Raw genomic sequence first — 21334 nt, forward strand, 5'->3', positions numbered from 1 at the left:
CGGCCTTCGCCGGGACGACAGGTGAGTATGTAGCGCGGCCGTCGCGCGCTCGCTGGCGGCCCTTACGACTCGATCCTCACATATTCGAAATCGCCGGGCTTGTTGTCGATGCCGACTTTCGGCGGTGAGATCCAGGAGGCGAACTGGCCGGTCTCGGTGACGGGCTGCATCAGCGAGGTGATGAAGTCGCCGTCCGCGGTCGAGGGCAGCCATTCGTCCTTGCGCTTCGCCCAGGTGGCATCGTCGATCAAAATGCCGTCGGGCGTCGCGTGGATGCCCTTGAACTCGCCGATATGGCGGTGGAAGGCGACGTTGGGCAGCTTGAGCTGAAACTGGTAGCCCGCGGTCGAGATCACCTTGTTCCAGCGCAGCATGCCCTTGACGCAATCCTGGCTGTAATCGTCGCGCAGGCGCATGTTGAGCGCGGTCAGCGCCGGCTCGTCGACGAGCTTGATCTCACCGTCGATGAACTTCAGCACCGGATAGGTGGCGTTCTTGAGCTGATGATCGTCGTCGATCTGGGTCTCGTGATAGCGACCCTTGATGCCGGTGTTGAAGGCGTTCGCCGCGTTGGTCGAGACTTCCGAGCCAAACAGATCGAGCGACAGCGTATAGTGCAGGTTCAGCTTCTTCTGAATGGTCGGCAGGTCGATCACGCCGAGCGCGCGGACCTTCGCGATGTCGGTGGGATCGGTGATGCCGGCTTCGCGCATCGCATCGCAGGTGCGCTGCACGACGCGGGTGATGCCGGTCTCGCCGACGAACATGTGGTGCGCTTCTTCCGTCAGCATGAAGCGGCAGGTGCGCGACAGGGGATCGAAGCCGGACTGCGCAAGCGAGTGCAGCTGCATCTTGCCGTCGCGGTCGGTGAAGTAGGTGAACATGAAGAAGGACAGCCAGTCCGGCGTCGCCTCGTTGAAGGCGCCCAGCATGCGCGGCGAGTCGGCGTCGCCCGAGCGGCGGCGCAACAAATCGTCGGCCTCTTCACGTCCGTCGCGACCAAAGTACTTTTGCAGCAGGTACACCATCGCCCAGAGGTGACGGCCTTCCTCGACATTGACCTGGAACAGATTGCGCATGTCGTACAGCGAGGGCGCGGTCTTGCCGAGATGGCGCTGCTGCTCGACGGAGGCGGGCTCGGTGTCGCCCTGGATCACGATCAGACGCCGCAGCATGGCGCGATACTCGCCCGGGACTTCCTGCCAGGCCGGCTCGCCAAAATGCTCGCCGAACGGCACGACGCGGTTCTCTTCCTGGGGAGCAAGGAGAATGCCCCAGCGATACTCGGGCATCCGCACATAGTCGAACTTGGCCCAGCCGCGCGGATCGACCGAATAGGCGGTGCGCAAGTACACCAGCGATTCCTGGAAGCCTTCCGGCCCCATGTCTTTCCACCAGTCCATGTAGCCGGGATGCCAGCCTTCCAGCGCCTTGAGCACCTGGCGGTCTTCGGCCAAATTGACGTTGTTCGGAATCTTGGTCGAGTAGTCGACGTTCATGATGTTCACGTTCATGGCCGTGCTCCTTGGATTTCTTTCGTCATGCCCGGCCTTGTGCCGGGCACCCACGTTCTTGCTTGCTCAGCCAAGGACGTGGATGGCCGGGACATTCTGTACGAAGACGCGCTTCGCGCTTTTGCCCGGCCATGACGCAGCAAATGTCGTCACACTCGCGTCATATCGAATTTCGGCTTCTGGCCGCTGCCGTAGCGGCGCAGCGCGCCTTCCTCGCCGACCGCGTTGGGGCGCTGGAAGATCCAGTTCTGCCACGCGGTGAGGCGCGAGAAGATCTTCGATTCCATCGTCTCGGGGCCGACGAAGCGCAGGTTGGCTTCCATGCCGGTGAGGCTGTCGGGCGAGAAGCTGGCGCGCTCCTCCAGGAACACGCGGACCTCGTCGTCCCAGTCGATGTCGTCGAGTGCGAAGGTGACGAGACCGAGCTCTTCGGCCTGCTCGGCGTCCAGCGCGGTGCCCGTCGTGGCTTCCGCGCGTTCCACATCGGACGGATCGGCCTGGAAGCGCGACTGAAGCCGCGTCAGGCCATGGCTCATCGGATACGGGCCAAAATTCATCGCTGACAGTTCGATCGACGGCGGCGGGCGGTTGTCGCCCTGGCGCGTGCCGATCAGCATGTAGGAACGGTCGGCGGCGAAGACGAGCTCGGCGAGCGTGCCGGCGAAGCAGGAGCCGGGCTCGACCAGCGTCACCAGCGTGCGCGAGGTGACGTCGATGCGCTTCAAGACACGCTTCCAGTAGTGCCTGATTTCGTTGACCAGCCAGTGCGCCTTGTTGGCTTCGAGGAAGGCGTCGCAGGCGAGCACATGGGCGCGGTCGCCGTGACTCTTGAACACCAGCATCGCGATCTCGAGCTCGTTGATACGCAGATGCAGGATGGCGTCGTCGAGTTCGCGCGCGACCTGGAGCGGCCAGAACGCGACACCCTGCGCCATCATCCCGTCGATATCGGCGGGCGGCGCGGCTTCAGGCGCCTTGATCGAGATCGTGGCGATGCGGGCGGCGCGGTCGACGTCGACGGTGACAAAGCCGTAGCGGATGCTCGTCTCATCGATGATGCGCTTGAGCGGCGTCAGCGCGATGCCCTTGCCGCTGCCCTTGCGCTTCGAGGCCTGGGCGAATTCCCTGGCGCGCTCGGCAACCTTGCCTTCGAGCTTGCTGTTCGGCGCGATCTCGTCGACCAGGCGCCATTGCACGGCGCGCTTGCCCTTCACGCCTTCTTCGATGGTGCAGAAGAAATCGGCGTGATCGCGGCGCACCTTGCGCTTGTCGACCACACGCGTGAGGCCGCCGGTGCCCGGCAGCACCGCCAGCAGCGGCACTTCGGGCAAGGCGACGGCGGACGCGCCGTCATCGGCAAGCATGATGTAGTCGGTGGCGAGCGCGAGCTCATAGCCGCCGCCGGCGGCCGAGCCGTTCACGACGGTGATAAAGCGCTGGCCGGAATTCTCCGACGAGTCTTCCATGCCGTTGCGGGTCTCGTTGGTGAACTTGCAGAAATTGACCTTGTGGGCATGCGTCGAGCCGGCGAGCATGCGGATGTTGGCGCCGGCGCAGAACACGCGGTTCTTGGCCGAGCGCATCACCACGACCTTCACCTCGGGGTGCTCGAAGCGCAGGCGCTGGACCGCGTCGGCAAGCTCGATGTCGACGCCGAGATCGTAGGAATTGAGCTTGAGCAGATAGCCCTCGAACAGGCCGCCATTCTCGTCGACGTCCATGGTCAGGGTGGCGACGTCACCGTCAACCGCGAGCTTCCAGTGCCGGTAGCGGGACGGCTCGGTCTGGAAATCGATGAATGTCGCGCCGCCTGCGAGGCGCCGATCTTCCTCGGCCATGGGCCACCCTTGAGTTCGTCTTGGTTTACCGTTAGATGCACAATAATGCATATTGTTGCGCGCGTCTAGACTTTAACGGCCCATACATGCATTTTGTTGCATGTCCTCTCCTAGGGCCGCTGCTGCAAATTGCTCAATCGCGTGAAGCGTCGCTCCCGGAGCTTCGCGATGCGGAGAATGCGCCGCGCCTGACATGACTTTCAAATCGACCGGGCAATAGCATTCGTGCTGCGCGATCTCGGCCTGACGCAGCGTCCCGTATTGGTCGTCCACGCCTTGAAGGATCAGGACGGGAACGCGGATATAAGCGAGATATTCCGAGATATCCCAGTCGCGGAATTTGGGATCGAGCCAGGCGGCGTTCCAGCCGTAGAAGGCGTTGTCGACGTCCGTGTGCCAGCGCGCGAGCTTTGCCTTCAGGTCGGTGGTCTCAAATGCCGTCTTGATGTCCGCAATCGACTTCACCGAGATGTCCTCGACGATGAAATGCGGCGCGATCAGTACGAGGCCGTTCAGGCGATGATCCTGATGCGCGCCGGCATAGATCGTCGCGATCGACGCGCCGTCGGAATGGCCGAGCAGCAGGCCACGCCTGAAGCCGATCGCGTCGAGGATCTTCGGCAGCACGTCGAGTGCCTCGCGCTGCATGTAGTCGAGCGGCCGCGGCAGCGCGACCTTGCTCGACTGGCCGTAGCCCGCGCGCGAATAGACGAAGATGCCGGCGGAGGTCGCCTCTCGCAGCTTCTCGGGGAAGTCACCCCAGAGCCCGACCGAGCCGAGGCCTTCATGCAGCATGACGATGGTCGGTGCATCGGCGGATTGCGGCGCCAGCCATTTGTATTCGAGGCTGGCGTCGCCGATGCTGAGGAAGCCGGTGGGGGCGAGGTTGGTCATGCTCTGTCGCTCTTCTCTCTCCGTCGTCAAGCCCGGCCATGACGACCTGTTGTCAATTCGCCCCGTCCCGCAGCTTGAACCGCTGGATCTTCCCCGTCGCCGTCTTCGGCAAGGAATCCACCACGTCGATCCAGCGCGGATATTTCCACGGGCCGATCTTCTGCTTGACGTGATCCTTGAGCATCTCCTGCAGGCCCGCCGTCGTCGCGCCGGGGCGCAGCACGACGAAGGCCTTGGGCTTCAGCAGACCTTCCGGATCGGCTTCGGGCACGACGGCAGCTTCCAGCACGGCGGGATGCGTGATCAGCGCGCTCTCGACCTCGAAGGGCGAGACCCAGATGCCAGAGACCTTGAACATGTCGTCGGCGCGGCCGCAGAAGGTATAGCGGCCCTCGGAATCCCTGACATATTTGTCGCCGGTGCGGGTCCACGGCCCCTCGAACGTGCGGCGGCTCTTGTGGCGCTGGTTCCAGTACCCCTCGCCGGCGGAGGGCGCATCGACCAGGAGCTCGCCGACCTCGCCGTCGGCGACATCCTGTCCGGCCTCGTTGACAAGCCGCACCGCATAGCCGGGCACCGGTTTGCCGGAGGAGCCGTATTTGATGTCGCCGGGCGCGTTCGACAGGAAGATGTGCAACAGCTCGGTCGAGCCGACGCCGTCGAGAATATCGACGCCGAAGCGCGCCCTCCAGCTATTGCCGACGGACTCCGGGAGCGCCTCGCCGGCCGAGGTGCAGATGCGAAGCGACTTGCCGCCGCGCTCGCTCTTCATCGCTTCGTCGTTGAGCATCGCCGCGAACAGGGTCGGCACGCCGTAGAAGATCGAGGGATTGTAGCGGTTCATCAGGTCGAACATGCGTGCGGGCGTCGGCCGTTCGCTGTTGAGCACCACGCTGGCGCCGACCGACATCGGAAAGGTCAACGCATTGCCGAGGCCATATGCGAAGAACAGCTTTGCCGCGGAAAGACAAACGTCGTTCTCGCGAATGCCGAGCACCTGCTTCGCATAAGTGTCCGCGGTCGCCTGCATGTTCGAATGGATGTGCCGCACGCCCTTGGGCATGCCGGTCGAACCTGAGGAATACAGCCAGAATGCCGGCTCGTCGGAATGGGTGGCGGCGGTGGTGAACTGATCGCTCTCGTCCGCAATCTCCTCGGCGAGCTGCTTGTGGCCGTTCTGTTTTGCGCCGGAGACCACGACATGCTCCAGATCCGGCATGCGGCCGACGACGTCCTTGATGACGGGATAGAGCGCTTCCGAGACGAACAGCACGCGCGCGCGGCAATCGGCGAGGATGTAGGCGTATTGATCTGATGTCAGCAGCGTGTTGAGCGGCACCGGCACGATGCCGGCGCGGATCGCACCCAGAAACACGATCGGGAAGTCGACCGTATCCAGCATGATCATGGCCACGCGCTCTTCGCGGCGGACCCCGAGCCGGCGCAGCATGTTGGCGGCGCGCCGCGTTTCGCGCTGGAGCTCGCCATAGGTGAGCCGTGAGACGGTGTCATCGAAGGCGAGCTTGTTGCCGCGTCCCTCCTCGACGTTCCGGTCGAGCAGCCAGGTCACCGCGTTATAGGATCCCTCGCTCACGGACTTCTCCCCTGAATTTAGAATTATAATTCATAGAAAGACACCGCCTCGGCTTGCTGTCAATGCCAGCAGGCACTATGTTTCATTAATACGCGCCGCAGGACCTCTTTAAAAGAAGACATCCGCTCAAGCAGGCCCATGATCCGCAGTCCATGACCGACAGTCCCGACGCCGAATCCCGATTTCTCGAACAGCTCGGCCAGCGCGTGCGCACCATGCGCGCGCTGCGCGGCATGTCGCGCAAGGTGCTCGCTAAGGTATCAGGAATATCGGAGCGCTACATCGCGCAGCTCGAAAGCGGCAAGGGCAACGTCTCCATCGTGCTGCTGCGCCGCGTCTCCGACGCGATGGGCGCGCATCTCGAAGACCTGCTTCCCTCGGCCGATCCGACCCCGGACTGGCAGATGTTTCGCGATCTCCTGCGCAAGGCGACGCCGGCGCAGGTCGCACAAGCAAAAGATCTGCTCGCAGGCGGCAGCGCCTCCGCGCCGCGGCGCGCGCCGTTCTGCGGCATCGCGCTAATCGGCCTGCGCGGCGCCGGCAAATCGACGCTTGGGCGGATGCTGGCGAAGAAGGTCGGCTGGAGCTTTGTCGAGCTCAACAAGGAGATCGAGCAGCAGAACGGGCTGTCGGTCGCCGAGATCATCGCGCTCTACGGCCAGGAAGGCTTTCGCCGCATGGAGCAGGCGGCGCTGCAGCAGCTGCTCGCGCGCCACGAGCTGATGGTGCTGGCGACCGGCGGCGGCATCGTCTCCGAACCTCTGACCTTCGACCAGATCCTGTCGTCGTTCTACACGATCTGGCTGAAGGCCGAGCCCGAGGAGCACATGGCCCGCGTCCGCCGCCAAGGCGATTTGCGCCCGATGGCCGACGACCGCTCCGCGATGGCGGAGCTGCGCAACATCCTCTTGAGCCGCGAGCCGCTATATGCGCGCGCGACGGCGGTGGTGGACACGGCGGGACTGTCCGTCGATGCCGCCGCGGCGCGCCTGGTTGATGCGGTGCGGCCGGTGCTGCAGAACGAAGCGCGCAGCTTCGGGCTGCGCAGCGTGGCGCTGTAGGTCCGAACTCCCATGACCGAGAGCGACGTCGCAATCGCCATGTTCGAGCGGATCGGCGGCAGCGCCACGATCGATCGACTGGTCGATCGCTTCTACGACCGGATGGATACGCTGCCGGAGGCGAAGATCATCCGCGCGATGCATGCGGACGACCTCGGCCTGATCAGGGATGTGCTGAAGCGCTATCTCACCGAATGGACCGGCGGCCCGAAACTCTATTCGGTCGAGAAGGGCCACCCGCGGCTGCGCCAGCGCCACATCGGCTTTGCCATCGGCGATGCCGAGCGCGACGCGTGGGTGCTCTGCATGCGCGGTGCGCTGGAGGAGACGGTTGTGGACGCCGCAGCGCGGCAGGACCTCGACAAGGCGTTGTCCGGCCTCGCCGACTGGATGCGCAACCGCTAGTGATTTTTGCACGGGCGCGTAGCCCGGATGAGCGAAGCGACATCCGGGTCTTCACGATGACTTTCCCGGGTATCGCTTCGCTCACCCGGGCTACAAGAGTTGCGACCGCACCGCCTCCGCGCCCTCACGCAACAGCGGCAAAAATCGCTCGATCAATTCCTGCGCCGGCACGCGATCGACGTGCGCGCCCATGTTAATGGCGGCGACGATCACGCCGTCGTAGCGGCGGACGGGGACCGAGATCGAGCGGAAATGCGGCTCGGCCTCGCGGTCCACCAGCGAATAGCCCTGCGCGCGATCGGCGACGGTGCGCGCGAGCAGCACCTTGGGATCGGTTACCGTCTGCGGCGTCAGCGCTTCGCGCTTCGTCGCCGTCAGGCGCGCAGCAAGCTCGGCATCGTCGAGTTGACCGAGCATGGCGCGGCCGACCGAAGTGCAGAAGGCCGGAAGCCGGTAGCCGATTTCCAATCCGCCCGAGAACATCCGCGCCGGACTGCTGCGCGCGATGAACACGACCTCATCGCCGTCGAGCACCGCGAGCGAGGAGATTTCGTTGGCCGCTGTCGCGACGCGGTCGAGCACCGGTTGCAGGACCGTGACGAGTTGGCTCGACCGCAGATACGACGCGGCGAGTGTCAGCACATGTGGCGTCAGCGAGAACAGCTTCCCGTCGCCACTGACGAAGCCGCCGCGCTGGAGCGTGAACAGCATGCGCCGCGCGGTGGCGCGGGGAAGCTCAGCGGCACGGGCGAGATCGCTCAGCGTCATCGGGCCGGCCGTGATGCCGAAGCATTGCAGCAGGCGCAGCCCGCGATCGAGGCTCTCGACGAAATCCGTCGCGCGTTCGTCGCTCTCGCTTCGCTTCAGCTTGGGCATGGTGTCGGGTCATTCCTGCAAAATAGTGCTTGCTGCCGCGTCAAGGCATGTCATAATTCGCCCATTCGTTCAATAGGCGAACAAACGCCATTCCATAAAGGATGCACTCGCCATGATGAGCCAGGAGCAGAACGACCTGATCACCCGCACCGGTGCGAAGGACCCCTGCGGGAAGCTGATGCGAAGCTACTGGCAGCCGGCGGCGCTGGTGGACGAGCTCGACGGCGATCGACCGATCCGTCCCGTCAGATTGCTCGGCGAAAGCCTGGTGCTGTTCCGCGACGAGACGGGGCGTTACGGCCTGATCGATCGCCACTGTGCGCATCGCGGCGCCGATCTCGCCTTCGGACGGCTCGAGCATGGCGGCCTGCGTTGCGCCTTCCATGGCTGGCTGTTCGACGCCACCGGGCAATGCATCGAGACGCCGGCGGAGCCGAAGGACTCAAAGCTCTGCCAGAACATCCGTCAGCGCTCTTACCCTGTGGTGGAGAAGAGCGGCATCCTCTGGGCTTATCTCGGCGAGGGCGAGCCGCCGGCATTTCCCGAGCTCGACTGCTTCGTCGCGCCCGGCACGCACACCTTCGCGTTCAAAGGCCACATGGCCTGCAACTGGCTCCAGGCGCTCGAAGTCGGCATCGACCCCGCGCACGCCTCCTATCTGCATCGCTTTTTCGAGGACGAGGACACCTCGACGGCCTACGGCAAGCAGTTCCGCGGCACATCGGCAGGCAGCGACTTGCCGATGACGAAGATTTTGCGCGAATACGACCGCCCGATCATCAATGTCGAGCACACCGAATACGGCCTGCGGCTGATCGCGCTGCGCGAGATCGACGAGGAGCGCACCCATGTGCGCGTCACCAACCAGCTCTTTCCGCACGGCTTCGTCATCCCCATGAGCACGGAGATGACGATCACACAGTGGCACGTGCCGGTCGACGACGAGAACTGCTACTGGTACGCGATCTTCACCAGTTATTCGAACCCCGTGGACAAGCAGAAGATGCGCGACCAGCGGCTCGAGCTCTATGAGCTGCCGGATTACAAATCGCGCAAGAACGGGACGAACGATTACGGCTTCGATCCGCACGAGCAGCAGACGGCGACCTATACCGGCATGGGCACCGACATCAACGTCCACGACCAGTGGGCGGTGGAATCGATGGGCGCGATCCAGGACCGCACCCGGGAGCACCTCGGCACGAGCGACAAGGCGATCGTGCAGTACCGGCGCCTGCTGCGGCAGGAGATCGAGAAGGTCGCAGGCGGCGAGAAGCCGATGCTGCATCTCGACGAGGCCACCGCACGTTCGATCCAGGGTCCGGCGACCATGGACGGCATCGGGCCGACCCGAGGCTGGGAGATCTACTGGATGGAAGTCGACGTCAAGCGCCGCCGCAGCGCGCCGTGGACGGCGCCGGTGCCGAAGGAGATCGCGGACAACGTGCATCGCCTGACGGCGGCGGAGTGATAATGCAGTTCGCCGCTAGCGAGGCGAGACGGCGGCTCCACATTCTTCGCTGTCATGCTCCGCGAAAGCGGGGCATCCAGTACGTCGCGGCCTCTCGTGAACACACGGACGTCTCTGGAATACTGGATCGTCCGCCTTCGCGGACGATGACAGTGTGCGCTATACTCTCGCCGAGCAAGAAGGAACTGCCAAAGTGACTTTCGTCGCGCGTCATGCGCTGTGGTCGGATGAGCAGAAGGACGCCGCATTGCGCGTGCGGCGCATCGTCGACGAGAAGAATCTCGAGGTCATCCGCCTCGCCTTCCCGGACCAGCACGGCATTTTGCGCGGCAAGACCATCGTCGCCTCCGAGGCGATCGCCTCGCTGGAGAGCGGCTGCTCCATCACCACCACCATGCTCGCCAAGGACACCTCGCACCGCACGGTGTTTCCGGTGTTCACGTCAGGCGGCGGCTTCGGCATGAAGGAGATGGAGGGCGCGGCCGACGTGCTGATGGTCGCCGATCCCACGACGTTTCGCGTTTTGCCATGGGCGCCAACCACGGGCTGGGTTCTCTGCGACCTCTATTTCAACGACGGCCGTCCCGTGCCGTTCGCGACGCGCGGGCTCTATCGCAAGGTGCTCGACGAGCTCGCAAGTCGCGGCCATGATTTCGTGGCAGGCCTCGAGGTCGAATTCCACATCTTCAAGCTCGACGATCCGCATATGCGCCCGGAGGATGCCGGCCAGCCCGGCACACCGCCTTCGGTGAGCCTGCTCAGCCACGGCTATCAATACCTCACCGAGCAGCGCTTCGACCAGATGGAGCCGGTGCTGGAGATCTTGCGGCGTGACATCGTCGCGCTCGGTCTGCCCTTGCGCTCGGTCGAGGTGGAGTTCGGGCCGAGCCAGTGCGAATTCACCTTCGCCCCGAAGAAAGGCATTGAGCCCGCGGACAACATGGTGCTGTTTCGCTCTGCCGTGAAGCAGATCGCGCACCGCCACGGCTATCACGCCACGTTCATGTGCCGGCCGAAGCTGCCGAACCTGTTCGCGAGCGGCTGGCATCTGCACCAATCGGTGGTCTCGCGCGCGAGCGGCGAGAACCAGTTCATGGCCAAAGACGGCGGCGAGCCGCTCAGCGCGTTCGCCCGCGCCTGGCTTGCGGGCCTGCTCGACCACGCCCGCGCGTCGACCGTGTTCACCACCCCGACCATCAATGGCTACAAGCGCTACCGCTCCTATTCGCTGGCGCCGGACCGCGCGATCTGGGGCCGCGACAATCGCGGCGTGATGATCCGCGTGCTCGGCGACGCCGGCGACGCCGCCACGCGCCTGGAAAACCGCATCGGCGAGCCCGCCGCCAATCCCTATCTCTACATGGCCTCGCAGATCCTCTCCGGCCTCGACGGGGTCGACCGCAAGCTCGATCCCGGCCCGTCGGCCGACACGCCTTACGAAACCAAGGCGCCGCTGTTGCCGAAATCGCTGCGCGACGCGGTCAGCGCGCTGAAGGACGATCCGTTCTTCCGCGAAAAGCTCGGGCCTGAGTTCGTCGATTATTACACCCACATCAAGAATGCCGAGATCGACCGCTTCCTGTCCGAGGTGACCGACTGGGAGCACCGCGAATATTTCGAGGTGTTTTGAGCCAGACACGCCCTCACCTCCCCGTGAGGCGACTTCGTCCGCTCAGTTCCGACGACATTTCACCGCTCCCGACGAAGCCATTTTCCAAGGCCCACGAAAACCGCCGGAAAGACGGGCGATGTAGATTTGCTCCGTGATCAACAAAGGAGTTCGGTCATGTGGGGTCATCTGTTCAGTTTGATCTATCGCCTGTCCTGCCGCGCCACTCTGATTGAGATCGGGGCGGGTCGCTCGTCGCGATAGAGGCCCAGCGGATTTAGGTAAGAGCGATTGACTAGCGAACGGAGGGTGTCATGCGAAAGCTGATCGTGATCGCGGCAATGTCGCTGCTGGCAAGCCAGGCCTATGCCGGCGGACCACGGAGCCTTAGCCTTGCGGCGACAAATGCGAGCCAGCAGACCGCCGAGCCGGGAACGACAGCAGCCACGCCGCCACAAGCTCCGGCGGCAGCACCCACGAATGTCCAGACGGCGACCACGGCCGCAGCTTCAACGTCTCCGGCAGCGACTGCGACGACAACCGCGATCGCTCCGGCCGCAACTCAGTCCAGTGCCGCGCCGATTGCCAGCACAAGAGAAACGACCAAGCCGAAACGTCGCCAGCCATCCACCGAGGCCCGCGTGATTCGCGAACTGCATCGGCACGGGATTTACTGGTGATTGCCAATGTCGTCCTGGCGAAAGCCAGGACCCATTACCCCAGGGAAAAGTTGTCGCACGCGGCTGCTAACCGCCAATCTTCGCCAAACTGAATTCGGTGGCTATGGGTCCTGGCTTTCGCCAGGACGATAACGTATGAGCGGCGCGCAGCATCGCGCCCTCACCCTCAAATCCCTAGATATTTGTGCTGCAGATCCGGCTCAGCCAACAGCTCGTCCGAGGTGCCGCTCCATACCGTCTTGCCGCGCTCGATGATGGTGTGGCGGTCGCAGATGCGGGCGAGGTGGTCGACGTTCTTGTCGACGACCAGGATCGACTGTCCCCGGCTCTTGAGCAGCGACAGGCAGCTCCAGATCTCTTCGCGGATCAGAGGCGCCAGGCCTTCGGTCGCTTCATCCAGGATGAGCAGCTTCGGGTTGGTCATCAGCGCGCGGCCGATGGCGAGCATCTGCTGCTCGCCGCCGGAGAGCTGGTTGCCCATATTGGAAGCGCGCTCGGCCAGGCGAGGAAACATCACGTAGATCGCCGCCAGCGTCCAGGGATTGCTGCTGCCGAAACGATCGGCCGCTGCCGCGACAAGGTTTTCGCGCACGGTGAGGTTCGGGAAGATCTGCCGCCCCTCGGGGACGAGGCCGACACCGAGTTGCGCGATCCTGTAGGACGGCTGCGTCCGCACTTCCGAGCCCGCAAAGCGGATGCTGCCGGCGCGCGCCGGCGTCAGGCCCATGATGGATCGGATGGTCGTGGTTTTGCCCATGCCGTTGCGCCCCATCAGCGAGACCATCTCGCCTGATTTGACCGACAGGGACAAGCCGAACAGCACCTGGGACAGGCCGTAGCAGGTCTCGATGCCGTCGACCTCGAGCAGCGTGTCATCCATGGTGCGTCACCACATGGGCCTCGCCGAGATAGGCGCGCTTGACGTCCTCGTTCGCCCAGAATCGCGGCCGGATCGCCGGAGGCGATGACGCGGCCATAGACCAGCACGGAGATGCGGTCGGCGAGCGCAAACACCGCCGGCATGTCGTGTTCGACCAGGACGATCGAGACCTCCTTGCGCAGCTCCTGGAGCAGCTGCACCATGCGCTGGGATTCGGTGACGCCGAGTCCCGCCATCGGCTCGTCGAGCAGCAAAAGTTTCGGCTTGCTTGCCAGCGCAACCGCCAGCTCGATCTGGCGACGCTCGCCATGGCTGAGCCTGGACACCAGGACATCGGCACGATGGACGAGACCGACGCGATCGAGCGCGGCATGCGCGGCATCGCGCAGGCCCTTCTCCTTGCGTGCATCGGCGAAGAAGCGGAACGAGGTGCCGGCATGCGCTTGCGCCGCGAGCGCGACATTGTCGGCGGCGGTGAAATCGAGCAGCAGCGAGGTGATCTGGAAAGAACGTGCCAGGCCCAGCGCGCAGCGGCGATAGGCCGGCAGATAGGTGATGTCGCGCCCCGCCAGCGAGACGCTGCCGGAATGCGGCTCCAGATGCCCTGTGAGCTGGCTGATCAGCGTGGTCTTGCCGGCGCCGTTCGGGCCGATGATGGCGTGCAGCTCGCCTGCCGCAACGTCGAGCGAGACGTTGTCCGTCGCAATGATGCCGCCGAAGCGGCGCACCAGCCTGTCGACGCGGAGCAGCGGCTCAGCCACGATTGAGCCTCCCGAGCAGGCCCATGATGCCGCCGCGGCCGAACAGCACGATCAGCAGCAGCAGCGGACCCATGATCAGCGCCCAGTATTCGGTGAGCTGCGACAAGAACTCTTCCAGCAACAAATACACCACCGCGCCGATGACCGGACCGAACAGCGTGCCCATGCCCCCGAGGATCACCATCACCATGAGGTCGCCGGAACGGGTCCAGTACATCGCGGCCGGGCTGACGAAATCGGTGTTGTTGGCGAGCAGCGCGCCGGCGAGGCCGCACATCATGCCCGAGATGACGAAGCAGACCAGCTGGTAGCGTTTCGAGGGAAAGCCGATCGCCTGCATGCGCTGCTCGTTGGAGCGCAGGCCCTGCAGGACGAGGCCAAAGCGCGAATTGACGATGCGCCAGATCAGGAAGACCACGCCGAACAGGCAGGCGAGGCAGAGATAATAGAATTGCGTGCGGTTCGACAGATTAATCAGCCCGGAGAAGTCGCTGCGCTTGTAGACGGTGAGGCCGTCATCGCCGCCATAACGCGCCAGCCCCGAGGCGACGTAATAGGCCATCTGCGCGAACGCCAGCGTGATCATGATGAAATAGACGCCGCGGGTGCGCAAAGACAGCGCGCCGATCACCAACGCATAAAGCGCGGAGGCCGCAAGCGCGACCGGAAACTGGATGAAGCCCGAGCCCACGCCTTCCTGCGCCAGCATGCCGACCGCATAGCCGCCGATGCCGAGATAGGCGGCGTGGCCAAAACTCATCATGCCGCCAAAACCCATGATGAGGTTGAGGCTCGCGGCCGCCAGGGCCAGGATGACGATGCGGGTGAGCAGCGTCAGGATGAAGATGTTGCCGGATGCTTGCGAATAGAGCGGCAGCAGCACGAGACCCGTCAGCAGCAGGACCGTGACGACCTTGCTCACAGTGAAAGCCTTCATCGGCGGTTGGCCGGAAACAGCCCCTCCGGACGCACCACCAGCACGATAGCCATCAGCAGATAGATCAGCATGGAGGACAGCGCGGGCGCGGCGGTGGAGGCCGCGGCGCCGCTCAGCACCTGCCGCAGCAGATTGGGCAGGAAGGCGCGGCCGAGGGTGTCGATCATGCCGACGAAGATCGCGGCCAGGAACGCGCCGCGGATCGAACCGATACCGCCGATCACGATGATGACGAAGGCGAGGATCAGAATGTTCTCGCCCATGCCGATCTGCACGGTGAGGATCGGCGCCTGCATCAAGCCGGCAAGGCCCGCGAGCGCGGCACCGAGACCGAACACCAGGGTGTAGAGCAGCTTGATGTTGATGCCGAGCGCACCGATCATCTCGCGATTGGAGGCGCCGGCCCGGATCAGCATGCCGATGCGGGTGCGCATCACGCCGAGATAGAGCAGCAGCGCAACCAGCAGCGCCACGACGATGATGGCGAGGCGATAAGCGGGATAGTGAATGCCCGGCAGGATCGGCACCGGCACGGTGAGCCAGGCCGGCAGCGGCAGCGCAAGGCCGGCCGGCCCCCAGATCAGCCGCACGGCCTCGTTGAAGAACAGGATCAGGCCGAAGGTCGCGAGCACGTGGTCAAGATGGTCTCGTCCGTAGAGATGCCGCAGCGCGGTCATCTCGAGCACGATGCCGAGCACGAGCGTCGCGCCGAGCGCCAATAGCGCACCGAGCAGGAAGCTGCCGGTCCAGGCTGCGAAGGTCGCGGCGAAATAGGCGCCCATCATGTACAGCGAGCCGTGCGCGAGGTTGACGAGATCCATGATCCCGAACACCAGCGTCAGGCCGGCGGCGAGCAGGAACAGCAGCAGGCCAAACTGCAATCCGTTCAAGAACTGTTCGACGACGAGCAGCATCAAAACTCTTTCAGGCGCACGCAGGTTCGCGCCGATGTTCGAACACGGTCGCCATCAGTGAAAGAGCTCCCCCTGCCTGGACAAGGCGGAAAAATGGGTAATGGCAGTATCGTTCCGAGGCAAGAGCGATTCGACACCCAACATGCACTTTGTTGCATGCCGATGCATCCGATCGGTCCTGGCCCTGCAATCGGTCTTGCAAGAAGACTGCCGCGCAGGATGGGTCAACCTGCCGCACCCAAACGGATCACCCTCCCTCCGTTGCGGGAGAGAGGGTGTGAATTCGTCGCAACGTGTGGATGGAGACGCCTAGTGCGACGTCATCTGCCGGCGAAGGTCATCCGGCTCGGCAAGCACGCTGTTGGCCGTCGAGGCCTCCAGCGCCGCCATCCGGAACAGATAGGCGAGCGTCGCCAATCCGGTGTCTTCCGCCATCTGCGCGAGTTCGAGCGCCATGTCGGACATGTAGCCCAGATTTTCGTCCTTGATCTGCGCCATGATCTGGCTGTCCCGCATCATGTTCGACATCTCAGGCGCTCTTTCGTTGCGCGGCAGCGAGGCCGCAGAGGTTGGCAAGGGCGATGCAATTGATACGCGGACCGTCCTGTTGGACGATGGAAGGCACGCCGATGCGATCATGCAGGGCATCGAGCGTCTCGCGGAGAATGTCGATCGTCGCCGCCATGGTCCATGCGTTCTCCACCAGTGCCGGCAGACCGAGCGGGGTCACGACGAAGCCGGCCTCATGAAAGCGCGGCAACCACCAGGTTTCCATGATCGCGCTGACCTGCGCGATCCCCTGACCGAGGCAGAACTCCTGCACGGCCGCCATCAGTTGCAGGTTGAGCGCGCCGTCGCGGCGATCGCGCACGACGAAGTAGCGCGACCATTCCCAGACCAGAGGATCCACCGGGTAGCCGCGCACCGCTGCCAGATGGGGAAAGACCTCGCTCATCATCGAAGGCTTGGTGGTCGGGTAGAGCCGGTGACCGCCGATGACGCGGCGTCCCTCCAGCGCAAGCAGATAAACGGTGTCCTCGTCGTCATAGGAATCGATTTCGCGGCAATCCGGCCTGCGCAGCGTCTCCCCAGCGCCGCTCTTCGACGAAGATGTCGTGCCGCAGCCGAAAATGCTGATCGAGTACATCTTCGTAAAGGTGGCGATTTACTGCAGAAATGGCGTGAATCATGAAAACCCCCATTCATCCTCAATGGAGGGCACCCTCTGCGAAAAGAGGATGGTTCGGTATTGGGAAATTTCCCAGTACGTCGCTTAGGGATTGATGATCTTGTTGCGAATCGCCAGTGCTACCGCATGCGTACGGTTGACGGCTCCGAGCTTGCGCCCGGCGGTTGCAAGATGCTCTTCGGCGGTGCGCTGCGTGATGTGCAGGATCTCGCCGATTTCCCAGGCCGATTTGCCCTGCGAGGCCCAGGCGATCACCTCGCGCTCGCGCGGGGTGAGGCGTGCCGAGGGATACGGCGCTGGATCGAGCAGACGGCGAATGTGGTCGAAGCCATACATCGCCATCAGGTGCAGTGCCGGCTTGCTGCGGGGATTGAGGTCGAGATGGACGCCCCCGAGCGACACCGCGGCCTCGTAGCCGGTGAGTCCGTGGATCGGCACAATGAAGCCGCGCGTCATGCGAAAATCGGTGGCGCGGTTCATCACCTCGGCCGCGTTCGGCTCGAGCTCCGCATCATAGGGTGCTTCCGACCATTCGAACGGGTTGACTGACTGGCGGCACAACCGCACCACCGGGTCGAAACGGTCGTAGTTATTTTCGGTGTAGAGACCAAACCAGCCCGCGGGCCAGCGCTTGGCGAGCACCATCTGTGCAAACTGTTGGTCGGGATTGGGCAACCCCGTCACGATGATAGTTTCAAAACCGAAGCGACCAAAGGCCGATTCGAGCGCATTCATGGCGTCGGGCACCTTGCGATAGGCCCCAAGCCCCTCGATGAAGTCGAGCGCTTCCCGGCCATAATCCACGGCGGACATCGGTGCGTTTCCTGACCCTCGCTGTGCGATATAGCACGTCTTGGGGCACTGCCTCAATTCACGGATTCCGTAGTTTCCCGGTATCCCATTGACCCCGAAGGCTTAATCTACTTGTGGAAGAAGGGACGTCAAGATACACCTACAATGTCTGAAGCGGGGAAACCACGATGGAAGACGAGGACATCGCCCTCAACAGCGTGCTCGGCCTGGAACTCAACCGCGTATTTTTCGCCGTCCGCGAAACGGCAAACAAGCAGAAGATCATCGAGTTCGCACGCGGGGTGCTGCAAAGCGAGCGCAGCAAGCCGGCAGAGAGCGCCACGCCGGACGGACCGGCGAGCTAGCACGCAATTGCTGTGAGCGCACGAACGGTCCGTTCGGCGCCATGCCTTCCTCTGATCTGAACCGAACAACCGAACGCGAATGTTTCCTTCCTTCTCCCCTTGTGGGAGAAGTGGCATAGGCGGCCTTCGGCCGCCGTTCTTAAAACAAAACGCCGACGCTTCGCATCGGCTATGGCGCCGGATGAGGGGTTGTTTCCACGCGTTCAAATGCGCGAGGCTCGTGCGGGGAGAGAACCCCTCACCCGCCTCGCGCTATCGCGGCGATCCGCCCTCTCCCACAAGGGAAGAGGGAAAGGCAGCGCCGACCACGATTACCTTCGGATGCCCAGGACATGATGACGCTGCGCCAGGTTGAAGTGATCCGTGCCGTGATGGTGACGGGCACGATCGGCGGCGCGGCGAAGCTGCTGAACGTTTCGGCGCCGGGCATCAGCCGCCTGGTGAAATATACCGAGCGCTCGCTCGGCATCCGCTTCTTCCAGCGCCAGAACGGCCGCTATTTCCCGACGCCGGAAGCCGAGAACATCTTCGAGCAGATCAACGGCGTCTACAAGAAGGTCGACGACCTCTCCGAGATCATCTCCAAGATCGGGCGCGGCGGATTGTCGGAATTGCGCATCGGCTCGGTGCCGAGCATTTCGCAAGTCATGGTGCCGCGCGCGATCGAGCGGGTCCGGCGGCGCTATCCGGATTTGGGCATCGACATCAACATCCTCAAGCTCGAGGAAGCCATCGACTATCTCATGCTCGGCCGCGGCGAGTGCGTGGCGATGAGCTATCGCCTGGAGCATTCCGGGCTCGACTTCATGCCGCTCGCCTCGGGCGAGCTCTATTGCATCGTGCCGCCGGGCCACGAGCTCGCCGGCCGCAAGCAGGTCTCCGCCGCCGAGATCACGCGCTATCCGCTGATCGGCATCGATCCCAATGATCCCTACGGGCGGATCATGGCCGAGATCTTCGCGCGCCACCGCCTCGAGTACAACATCACCATCCGCGCCCGCTTCGGCACCACGGTCTGCGCGCTGGTGAAGGCGGGGCTCGGCATCGCCATCATCGACCAGTTCACGGTGGCCCATGGGGGCTATCCCGGCATCGAGCTGATCAAGATCACCGAGCCGACGCGATTCGACACCTATATCGCGGTGAAGCGCGGCGCGCCGCTGTCGCTTCATGTCGAGTATTTCATCGAGTCCCTGCGCGCGGAGATGCGCGCGGTCGAGCCGTCGCGGGGCAAAGGCAGGGCCGCGCCGCCACGGGCGCGGAAGAGATAACATTATGTTAGGTTTGCAGCACAAAAGGGTAATTGTGTTAGGCCGAGGAAAGGCTATCGTTCCTGGGGGAAGCCCCTTGGAATTGGGCGGATCTCCCCGCTAAAGGCCGGGATCAAACGCTCCCAACGAGACGATAGCGAACCATGTCAAAGCGCGGACCCGCCGCACCCAAAAAGCTCCTGACCGGCCTGATCGGCGCACCCATCGCGCATTCTGCCTCCCCTGCCATGCATGAGCGCGCCGCGGAGGGGCTTGGGCTGCGCGGCCATTACCAGCTCATCGAGGTCGCCGGCGCCGACGCGGGCGGGCTCCGCATGATGCTCGAGGGCGTGCGGCGGCTCGGCTTTGCCGGCGTCAACGTCACTTTTCCCTACAAGGAGGCGGTGGTCCCGCTGCTCGATGAACTGGCACCGGGTGCCGCCGCCATGGGGGCGGTCAACACCGTCGTCGTCAGGAACGGCCGGCTGATCGGCCACAACACCGACACGACGGGCTTTGCGCGCGCCGTCGCGCCGCTGCTGGCGGCCTCTGGAAACGCAGTCGCCGTGATCGGCACCGGCGGCGTCGGCAAGGCGATCGCGTTTGCCCTGGCGAGCCTTGACGTGACCGACATCCGTATCTTCGACAGCGAGCCGGCACGCGCCGAAAAACTCGCCGCGCTGCTCGACAAACAGGGTGGCGCCAGGGTCGCCGCAAGCGTCGAGGCCGCGCTCGACGGCGCAACGGGCCTCGTCAACGGCACGCCGGTCGGCATGCTGCCGAACCGGGAAACGCCGGTCGCGCCGACGCTTCTACGTCAAAACCTGTGGGTCGCCGACGCCGTCTATTCGCCGCTGATCACGCCGCTGCTGGCGGCTGCCCAAGCCAAGGGCGCGCGGATCATGACCGGACGGGAGCTTGCGATCTACCAGGCCGCCGACGCTTTCGAACTGTTCACTGGCCTTGCCCCATCCACCGAGATCATGGGAGAGGCATTCGACGAGGTGATGGCGGCACGAAGCTCGGCCTATCACGCAGCGTAACCGAAACGGCCGGACACAAGGCCGCGGACACCATCACGAAACAGGAGGAGAAACCATGAAATCGACTTTGCTGGCGGGCGCCCTGCTTGCCTTCGCGACTGCAACCAGCGTGCACGCCCAGGCGATCAAGCTCGCCGACGTCGCCGAGCTTTCCGGGGGCGGCGCCACCGTCGGCACCAACTGGAAGAACGGCATCGACCTCGCGATCGAGGAGATCAACGCCAAGGGCGGCGTGCTCGGCCGCAAGCTCGAAGTCACTCATGCGGATTCGCAATCCAACCCGGGCGTCGCGCGCGCGCAGGTGCAGAAGGCGCTCGACGCCGAGCCCTATGTGCTGCTCGGACCCGGCTATTCCGGCTCGGTGAAGGTGACCGCGCCGCTGGCGGCCGAAGCCGGCATCGCGCAGATCATGGGTGGCGAAGCCGCCGAGCTGACGCAAGGCGGAAACAAATTCCTGTTCCGCACCTCGTTCGGCCAGCAATCCTCGATGCCGAAGGTCGCCAAATACATTCACGACGACATGAAGGCGAAGTCGGTCGCCGTGGTCTGGGTCAACAATGACTTTGGCCGCGGCGGCCGCGATGTCGTCGTCAAGGAGCTCGACCGTCTCGGCTCCAAGGTCGTCGCCGATCTCTCCACCGAGGCGGGCCAGGCCGATTTCGCCGCCGACGTCGGCAAGATCAAGGCCGCCAATCCCGACGCCGTATTCGTCTATTTGAACGAGGAAGAGAGCGCACGCATCCTCAAGGAGCTGAAGCGCCAGGGCGTCACCGCACCGCTGATGGGCGAGACCACGCTGATCGGCCAGAAGGTGATCGAGCTTGCGGGCGATGCCGCCAACGGCGCGCGCGGCCATGTCGGTCTCACCACCGACGCGCCGGTCGACCTGATCAAGGCGTTTCGCGACAAGTTCGCGAAGAAGTACAATTACGTGCCCGACCATAACGGGCTGAAAGGCTATCTCGCGGTCTACATGGTGAAGGCCACCACCGACAAGATGGGCAAGGTCGATTCCAAGGCGTTCGCCGACACCCTGCATGGCCTGACCATCAAGGCCGCCGACGAGCCGGGCATCTTGATGGACGTCACCTTCAGCGAGACCGGCGACATCGACCGCCAGAGCTTTCTGGTCGAGGTGGTCGAAGGCAAGCAAGTCGTGAAGCAGGTGCTGCCGAAGGTGAAGTGAGGTCTTGCCCTTCTGCCTCGCCCCGCCCTTCGCGGGGAGAGGGAGAAGGACGAGCGAGGAGAGCGGGGAGACAGA

General features: G+C 64.0%; 19 protein-coding genes and 2 pseudogenes. 9 read left to right on the forward strand and 12 right to left on the reverse strand.

The window, feature by feature from the left end:
* Positions 1-62 precede the first annotated feature (62 nt).
* The 4 genes from boxB to AB3L03_RS15530 form a co-directional block, all read right to left on the reverse strand.
* Positions 63-1514, reverse strand: a complete 1452-nt coding sequence (boxB, locus tag AB3L03_RS15515; RefSeq protein ID WP_085349674.1) for a benzoyl-CoA 2,3-epoxidase subunit BoxB — start codon at positions 1512-1514, stop codon at positions 63-65.
* A gap of 149 nt (positions 1515-1663) precedes the next feature.
* Positions 1664-3352, reverse strand: coding sequence for a 2,3-epoxybenzoyl-CoA dihydrolase (gene boxC / locus AB3L03_RS15520; protein ID WP_247295966.1), 1689 nt, complete (start codon positions 3350-3352; stop codon positions 1664-1666).
* A gap of 72 nt (positions 3353-3424) precedes the next feature.
* On the reverse strand, positions 3425-4246 hold the full coding sequence (locus tag AB3L03_RS15525) for an alpha/beta fold hydrolase (protein WP_018456050.1): 822 nt from the start codon (positions 4244-4246) through the stop codon (positions 3425-3427).
* A gap of 52 nt (positions 4247-4298) precedes the next feature.
* Positions 4299-5840, reverse strand: a complete 1542-nt coding sequence (locus AB3L03_RS15530; RefSeq protein ID WP_085349671.1) for a benzoate-CoA ligase family protein — start codon at positions 5838-5840, stop codon at positions 4299-4301.
* Between the two features lie 152 nt (positions 5841-5992).
* Here AB3L03_RS15530 and AB3L03_RS15535 point away from each other — a divergent pair, with 152 nt between their 5' ends.
* Complete coding sequence (locus tag AB3L03_RS15535) at positions 5993-6901, forward strand: helix-turn-helix transcriptional regulator (RefSeq protein WP_085349670.1); 909 nt, start codon at positions 5993-5995, stop codon at positions 6899-6901.
* 12 nt (positions 6902-6913) lie between these two features.
* Complete coding sequence (locus AB3L03_RS15540; RefSeq protein WP_204513153.1) at positions 6914-7306, forward strand: group II truncated hemoglobin; 393 nt, start codon at positions 6914-6916, stop codon at positions 7304-7306.
* Positions 7307-7396: 90 nt separating this feature from the next.
* On the opposite strand, the gene AB3L03_RS15545 is transcribed toward AB3L03_RS15540, so the two are convergent.
* Positions 7397-8182 carry an IclR family transcriptional regulator C-terminal domain-containing protein gene (locus AB3L03_RS15545; RefSeq protein ID WP_085349669.1) on the reverse strand — a complete coding sequence of 262 codons (786 nt, stop codon included), beginning with the start codon at positions 8180-8182 and terminating at the stop codon, positions 7397-7399.
* Between the two features lie 112 nt (positions 8183-8294).
* On the opposite strand from AB3L03_RS15545, the gene AB3L03_RS15550 reads away from it, so the two are divergent.
* From AB3L03_RS15550 to AB3L03_RS15560, 3 genes are all read left to right on the forward strand, one after another.
* Entirely contained in the window at positions 8295-9653 is a 1359-nt protein-coding gene (locus AB3L03_RS15550; RefSeq protein ID WP_204513152.1) for an aromatic ring-hydroxylating dioxygenase subunit alpha, read from the forward strand.
* Between the two features lie 193 nt (positions 9654-9846).
* Positions 9847-11283 (forward strand): glutamine synthetase family protein, encoded by a 1437-nt coding sequence (locus tag AB3L03_RS15555; RefSeq protein WP_026233074.1) that lies wholly within the window; start codon positions 9847-9849, stop codon positions 11281-11283.
* Between the two features lie 293 nt (positions 11284-11576).
* Positions 11577-11942 carry a hypothetical protein gene (locus AB3L03_RS15560; protein ID WP_368508876.1) on the forward strand — a complete coding sequence of 122 codons (366 nt, stop codon included), beginning with the start codon at positions 11577-11579 and terminating at the stop codon, positions 11940-11942.
* A gap of 166 nt (positions 11943-12108) precedes the next feature.
* Here AB3L03_RS15560 and AB3L03_RS15565 read toward each other — a convergent pair whose 3' ends face one another.
* The 7 genes and pseudogenes from AB3L03_RS15565 to AB3L03_RS15595 form a co-directional block, all read right to left on the reverse strand.
* Positions 12109-12822, reverse strand: a complete 714-nt coding sequence (locus AB3L03_RS15565; RefSeq protein ID WP_018456043.1) for an ABC transporter ATP-binding protein — start codon at positions 12820-12822, stop codon at positions 12109-12111.
* Positions 12815-13583: pseudogene (locus AB3L03_RS15570) on the reverse strand (ABC transporter ATP-binding protein). Before AB3L03_RS15570 ends, AB3L03_RS15565 begins: the two are co-directional and overlap by 8 nt.
* Positions 13576-14520, reverse strand: coding sequence for a branched-chain amino acid ABC transporter permease (locus AB3L03_RS15575; protein ID WP_018456041.1), 945 nt, complete (start codon positions 14518-14520; stop codon positions 13576-13578). The pseudogene AB3L03_RS15570 and the gene AB3L03_RS15575 overlap by 8 nt, the downstream one beginning before the upstream one ends.
* On the reverse strand, positions 14517-15434 hold the full coding sequence (locus AB3L03_RS15580) for a branched-chain amino acid ABC transporter permease (RefSeq protein WP_007615745.1): 918 nt from the start codon (positions 15432-15434) through the stop codon (positions 14517-14519). The genes AB3L03_RS15575 and AB3L03_RS15580 overlap by 4 nt, the downstream gene beginning before the upstream one ends.
* A 309-nt stretch (positions 15435-15743) precedes the next feature.
* Positions 15744-15962, reverse strand: coding sequence for a hypothetical protein (locus AB3L03_RS15585; RefSeq protein WP_026233073.1), 219 nt, complete (start codon positions 15960-15962; stop codon positions 15744-15746).
* A 1-nt stretch (position 15963) separates the two neighbouring features.
* Positions 15964-16624, reverse strand: a pseudogene (locus AB3L03_RS15590) (acyl-homoserine-lactone synthase).
* Positions 16625-16707: 83 nt separating this feature from the next.
* Complete coding sequence (locus AB3L03_RS15595; protein ID WP_018456037.1) at positions 16708-17436, reverse strand: LuxR family transcriptional regulator; 729 nt, start codon at positions 17434-17436, stop codon at positions 16708-16710.
* Between the two features lie 167 nt (positions 17437-17603).
* On the opposite strand from AB3L03_RS15595, the gene AB3L03_RS15600 reads away from it, so the two are divergent.
* The 4 genes from AB3L03_RS15600 to AB3L03_RS15615 all read left to right on the forward strand — a co-directional run bounded on the left by AB3L03_RS15600 (position 17604) and on the right by AB3L03_RS15615 (position 21259).
* Positions 17604-17780: a hypothetical protein gene (locus tag AB3L03_RS15600; RefSeq protein WP_018456036.1), complete on the forward strand. Its 177-nt coding sequence runs from the start codon at positions 17604-17606 to the stop codon at positions 17778-17780.
* A gap of 332 nt (positions 17781-18112) precedes the next feature.
* Positions 18113-19051, forward strand: a complete 939-nt coding sequence (locus AB3L03_RS15605) for a LysR family transcriptional regulator (RefSeq protein ID WP_018456035.1) — start codon at positions 18113-18115, stop codon at positions 19049-19051.
* A 143-nt stretch (positions 19052-19194) separates the two neighbouring features.
* Positions 19195-20073: a shikimate dehydrogenase gene (locus AB3L03_RS15610; RefSeq protein ID WP_018456034.1), complete on the forward strand. Its 879-nt coding sequence runs from the start codon at positions 19195-19197 to the stop codon at positions 20071-20073.
* 55 nt (positions 20074-20128) lie between these two features.
* Positions 20129-21259, forward strand: a complete 1131-nt coding sequence (locus AB3L03_RS15615) for an ABC transporter substrate-binding protein (protein WP_018456033.1) — start codon at positions 20129-20131, stop codon at positions 21257-21259.
* The last annotated feature ends 75 nt before the right edge of the window (positions 21260-21334 follow it).

The sequence above is a fragment of the Bradyrhizobium lupini genome (assembly GCF_040939785.1).
Lineage (GTDB): Bacteria > Pseudomonadota > Alphaproteobacteria > Rhizobiales > Xanthobacteraceae > Bradyrhizobium > Bradyrhizobium canariense_D.